This is a genomic window from Oscillibacter sp. UBA6647, from assembly GCA_002455655.1.
Taxonomy (GTDB): domain Bacteria; phylum Bacillota; class Clostridia; order Oscillospirales; family Oscillospiraceae; genus Oscillibacter.
The window spans coordinates 1,053-5,793 of sequence record DKLF01000088.1 but is presented as its reverse complement, the minus strand read 5'-3'; the positions used below and the strand labels follow the sequence as shown (position 1 = coordinate 5,793).

The following is a 4,741-nucleotide window of genomic DNA, read 5'->3' as shown; positions in this document are numbered from 1 at the left end:
CTTGAAAAGCTCAGCAACGCCGAGGTGGCTGTTCGGGTCATTCACGGCGGCGTGGGCGCAATCAACGAGTCCGACGTGATGCTGGCTGCCTCCACAGGCGCCATCATCGTGGGCTTCAACGTCCGGCCCGACGCCGCCGCCAGAGACGGCGCGGTCCGGCAGAACGTGGATATGCGGATGTACCGCGTGATTTACGACTGCATCGACGAAATCGAGTCCGCCATGAAGGGCATGCTGGCTCCCAAGTTCAAGGAAGTGGTTCTGGGCCACGCGGAAATCCGCCAGACCTATAAGGTGTCCTCCATCGGCACCGTGGCAGGCGCGTATGTGCAGGACGGCAAGCTGGTCCGGGATTGCAGCGTACGCGTGGTGCGGGACGGTATCGTGATTCACGAGGGGAAGCTCGGTTCGCTCCAGCGGTTTAAGGACACGGTCAAGGAAGTCACCACAAACTACGAGTGCGGTTTGACCATTGACCGGTTCAACGATATCAGAGAGGGCGACATTATCGAGGGCTTCACCATGGAGGAACTTCCCCGGTAACCGGATATAATAAGGGCGGCGGCGTGGCCGCCGCCCTCTGCTTTTGACACAGAGGATGGCGTCCTAACGAGACGCCCACGGAAAGGAGCATTTTATGGCCAGTAATCGCATCGGCCGTATCAACGAGGAAATCCAGCGGGAGCTGGCGGCCCAGCTTCGCGGGCTGAAGGACCCCCGAGTCAGCGGCGTGGGCATGGTAAGCATCACCCGCGTGAACACCACGCCGGACTTGCGTTATGCCCAGGTATTTGTCAGTGTGCTGGATAAGGAGCAGGAAAAAGATGTGCTCAAGGGTCTGAAATCCGCTGCGGGCTTTCTGCGGCGGGAGCTTGGCGGGGCGCTGCGCCTGCGCTATACGCCGGAGCTGCAATTTGTGGCGGACGATTCCATTGCCCACGGGGCCCACATTTTAGAGCTGCTTCGCAGCGTGGAGCGCAGGGACGCGGAACAAGCCGGGCAGGAGGACAAGGAATGACGGACTTGACGGCGGCTCAGGCGGCCGCGCTGCTGCGGGAGTTTGACGATGTTCTGATTCTCACCCATGTTCGCCCCGACGGGGACACGGTGGGCTGCGCGGCAGGCTTGTGCGCCGGACTGCGGAATCTTGGCAAGCGGGCCTATCTGCTGGAAAACGACGGCAAAACCCGCACCACCGCGCCCTATATGGCGCCCTATGAAGCACCGGAGGGATTTGTTCCCGCCTATGTGGTGTCCACCGATATCGCGGTGACGGACCTGTTTCCCAAAAACGCGGAGCAATATAAAGGCAGGGTGGATTTGGCCATTGACCATCACCCCTCCTTTGCCCGCTTTGGTAAGACGAACATGGTTCGGACGGAGGCCGGGGCCTGCGGCGAAATTATTTACGATGTTTTAAAGGAACTTGGCCCCGTCACGGCGGAGATGGCCCTGCCTTTGTATGTGGCTATTTCCACCGACACGGGCTGTTTTCAATACAGCAATACCACCGCCAATACCCATCGGGTGGCGGCGGAGCTGTTGGACACCGGCATCGACTACCGAACCGTGAATCAGGTGTTCTTCCGCACCAAAAGCCGAAAACGGTTGGAGCTGGAGGGCGACATGCTGGCGGGTATGGAGTTTTACGACGGTGGCCGGATCGTGGTGATGAAGGTCCCCATTTCCCTGATGGAGCGGGTTGGCGCGGACGAGACGGACGCAGAGGATTTAAGCTCCCTCGGCGGGCAGATTGAAGGCACCGACTGCGGCATTACCATGCGGGAGCTGCGGCCCGACGTGTGGAAGTTCTCTGTGCGCACCGGACCCCGGATCAACGCCAGTGTCGTCTGCGCGGAGCTTGGCGGGGGCGGACATGCGGCCGCCGCAGGCTGCACCGTGGAGGCCCCCATGGCGGAGGCCAGACGGAGAATGCTGGCGGCGGTGGAAAAGGCAACCGGAAAATTTGCCGACTGACGGGGAGGAGCTAGCGATGCAGATCGAAAATATTCAGCGCGGAGATGCCAACATCGCCGTTGTCACCGGAAACGAAAAGGTGCTGACGGATGTCCAGTCCGCGCTGGATTTGCTGGCCACGGTGAACTATGAAGCCGGCGCGGACAGGATTGCGATTGACAAGGATGCTGTGGCGGACGACTTTTTTGTTCTGAGCACGGGCCTTGCGGGCGACGTGCTCCAAAAATTTGTGACATACCAAACGAAGGTGGCCATTTACGGCGACTATACCGGGTACACCAGCAAGCCGCTGAAGGACTTTATCTATGAGTCCAACAAGGGAAGCCATGTCTTTTTCTTACCGACGAAGGAAGAGGCTCTCGAAAGGCTTGCGGGCGGCTGACAGACCGCCAAATTTCAACGGGGAGGGCGCGTTATGCCCAGCGGAATCATCATTGTAGACAAGCCTATGGACTGGACCAGCATGGACGTATGCGCCAAGCTGCGGGGCATCCTGAAGGAGAAGCGAGTTGGCCACGGCGGGACGCTGGACCCCATGGCCACCGGCGTGCTGCCCGTTTTTGTGGGGCAGGCCACCCGGGCGGTGGAGTTTGCGGAAAAAGGGAAAAAGGAATATGTGGCGGGATTGCGTTTAGGCCTTGTTACCGACACGCAGGATGTGACGGGGACGGCGCTGGAACATTGTGAGCCAGTGGTTTCCCGGGAAATGCTGGCGGGGGTGCTGCCCCGGTTTACGGGGGAGATTTTGCAGATACCGCCCATGTATTCCGCCATTAAAATCGGGGGAAAGAAATTGTACGAAATCGCCCGCAAGGGCGGCGAGGTGGAGCGTGTGCCCCGGCCGATCACGATTTACGAGCTGGAGCTTTTGGAGCAGACCGGGCCTACCGAGTTTACTCTGCGGTGCCTGTGCTCCAAGGGGACCTACATCCGCACCCTCTGTCACGACATCGGACAGGCCCTTGGCTGCGGCGGATGTATGTCCTCTCTGCGGCGGACCATGGCGGCAGGCTTTACCCTCAGTCAGGCGGTGAGCCTTGCCGACGTGCAGGAGCAGGGTGCGGCGCTGCTGCTGCCCACGGACTCGTATTTTGCGGAGTACCCCGCGTTTCACCTCTCGACAGAGCGGCAGGAGCGCCGCTGCCGGAACGGAAATCCGGTGGACGCCCCCGCATGTAACGACGGGACAGTCCGGGTATACGGGCTGGAGGGAGACTTTCTCTGCCTCTCCCAAGCCAGCAACGGCGTGCTGACGTCGGTTAAAAACTTTTTTGGAGCGTAAGATATGAAAGAACGCGTGATTGCTCTGGGCTTTTTCGACGGGGTTCACCTGGGCCACGCCGCCCTGCTTCGCCGCGCGGTGGAGGAAGCAGCCCGGCGGGGCTGTATTCCCGCCGTATTTACCTTTAGCCGCCCGCCTAAAGAGGTGGTCACGGGGATTCCATGCCCCCTCATCAATTCCCCGGAGGACCGGCAGGGTTTGCTTCGGCGGCTGTTTGGCATTAAGGACGTTTTGATGGTCCCCTTTGACCAGGAAATGATGACCACCCCATGGGACGCATTTGTAACGGAAATTATGGTGAAGCGGTACCACGCCGTCCATCTGGTGGCGGGGCATGATCACCATTTCGGACATAAAAATCAGGGTTCGCCTGAGCTTTTGCAGGAAAAATGCGCGCAGCTTGGGATTGGCTGCGACATCATTCCCAAAGTGGAGCGAGGCGGTATCGAGGTCAGCTCCACTTACATCCGCCGATTGGTGGAGTTGGGGCAGATGGAGCGGGCGGCGGAATTTCTGGGGCATCCTCACGTATTGTCCCAGGAAGTGAAGCATGGGCGGCGCATCGGCCGGACCATCGGGATTCCCACCATCAATCTCACCGTGCCGCCCCATGTGCTGGTGCCCGGACACGGGGTTTACGCCGCCAAGGCCTGCCTGGTGGACGGCAGGGAGCTGGCGGGCGTGACCAACGTGGGCACCCGGCCCACCGTGGGAAACGGGACGGATGTCACCGTGGAAACCTTTTTGCTGGACTTTGACGGCGATTTGTACGGGCAGACCGTCCGGCTGGAGTTTTATAAGCGGCTGCGGGACGAAATCCGCTTTGATTCTCTGGAGGGCCTGAAGGCCCAGATTGCCCGGGACACGGAAGCGGCGCGAGCCTTGCTTGAGAGATAGCAGAGTTCTGCCGAAGAGTTCGCCGGTCCGGTGGGGACACTCAAATTTGCAGCATAAAAAGCGGGGCCTCTCAAAGAGAGGCTCCGCTTCAGTTTGCGCTCCGACGGCAATGAATGATAAATCCGTTTCTTCCGGCAGCGTGGACGTTAAGCCCTTGGAGCAATCTGAAAACCGACCGCGAAAGGGTCTCCCCTCACGCCAGATATAGCAGCTTCTTTAAAAATTCCACGCCCTTGGGCAAAATCCGCTCGTCATCAAAGGAAAAAGTGCTTGCGTGAAGCTGGGGCACATCTCCAGCGCCCAAGAAGAAAAAGATACCGGGAATTTGCTGCTGGTAGAAAGAATAATCCTCCGCCGCCAATGCGGGCTGAGCGAGCAAGGAAACTTCGCCCGCCCCCAGTCCGGCTTGGACCGTTTCAAACAGGCCCTCATGGTTCCAAACAGGAGGATAGCCCTCGTTGAGGTGAAGCGTCACGTCGCAGCCGGTGGAGCGCTCCACCCGGCGACAGGTATCCGCCAGTTCCCTGCGCAGCAGGGCAAAAGACGCGTCGGAAAAGGTACGCAGACAGCCCAAAAGCTCCGAGT

Annotated in this window: 6 protein-coding genes and 1 pseudogene; 6 read left to right on the top strand and 1 reads right to left on the bottom strand. The window is 59.7% G+C overall.

Translation table 11 applies throughout. From position 1 onward, the window contains the following. From B2W96_RS06365 to ribF, 6 genes and pseudogenes are all read left to right on the top strand, one after another. Window positions 1-543: pseudogene (locus B2W96_RS06365) on the top strand (translation initiation factor IF-2); the annotation flags it as partial. Window positions 544-637: 94 nt separating this feature from the next. Beyond that, window positions 638-1,018 (top strand): 30S ribosome-binding factor RbfA, encoded by a 381-nt coding sequence (gene rbfA, locus B2W96_RS06360; protein WP_293009448.1) that lies wholly within the window; start codon window positions 638-640, stop codon window positions 1,016-1,018. Further along, window positions 1,015-1,977, top strand: a complete 963-nt coding sequence (locus B2W96_RS06355) for a DHH family phosphoesterase (RefSeq protein WP_293009447.1) — start codon at window positions 1,015-1,017, stop codon at window positions 1,975-1,977. The genes rbfA and B2W96_RS06355 overlap by 4 nt, the downstream gene beginning before the upstream one ends. Window positions 1,978-1,993: 16 nt before the next feature. Beyond that, window positions 1,994-2,359 (top strand): DUF4180 domain-containing protein, encoded by a 366-nt coding sequence (locus tag B2W96_RS06350; protein ID WP_293009446.1) that lies wholly within the window; start codon window positions 1,994-1,996, stop codon window positions 2,357-2,359. A 33-nt stretch (window positions 2,360-2,392) separates the two neighbouring features. Continuing rightward, window positions 2,393-3,259 carry a tRNA pseudouridine(55) synthase TruB gene (gene truB, locus B2W96_RS06345; RefSeq protein WP_293009445.1) on the top strand — a complete coding sequence of 289 codons (867 nt, stop codon included), beginning with the start codon at window positions 2,393-2,395 and terminating at the stop codon, window positions 3,257-3,259. 3 nt (window positions 3,260-3,262) lie between these two features. Further along, window positions 3,263-4,156: a riboflavin biosynthesis protein RibF gene (gene ribF / locus B2W96_RS06340; RefSeq protein WP_293009444.1), complete on the top strand. Its 894-nt coding sequence runs from the start codon at window positions 3,263-3,265 to the stop codon at window positions 4,154-4,156. Between the two features lie 193 nt (window positions 4,157-4,349). Here ribF and B2W96_RS06335 read toward each other — a convergent pair. Next, the coding region (locus tag B2W96_RS06335) for a M20/M25/M40 family metallo-hydrolase (RefSeq protein WP_293009443.1) at window positions 4,350-4,741 on the bottom strand (392 nt) is incomplete at its 5' end.